The 277-nt window shown below is 65.3% G+C and carries 1 protein-coding gene; it reads right to left on the bottom strand.

Annotated elements, in window-relative coordinates; genetic code table 11:
• Positions 1-277 (bottom strand): contractile injection system protein, VgrG/Pvc8 family (locus ACUXV1_RS23275; protein WP_446016780.1); only part of this gene is annotated, 277 nt, incomplete at both ends.

Genomic DNA, 277 nt, shown 5'->3' with positions numbered 1-277 from the left:
AGGGTCGTAGTCGTGCAAAGAAGACTGCAGCGCCTTGCCGTTCTGGCCTTGATCAATGCGGCTGTCGTCGCCGCTGTGCTGAGTTTGCACCGGCTGGTAGTCGAAGCTGGCCAGCGCCACCGCGCCGGGGACGATCTGGCGCTGGGCGTTCCACTCGGTCAGGCCGTCTTCGGCCTCGGTGGCATCGCTGCGGTGGAAACGCACCCGTTCCACACTGGCCGACGGCAGGCTGTAGGGGTCATCGAAGGCGACCAGTTGCACCTGGGGAGTGTCACCA

The sequence above is a fragment of the Chromobacterium sp. W521 genome, assembly GCF_052805975.1.
This window is presented reverse-complemented; position numbering and strand designations above follow the sequence as displayed.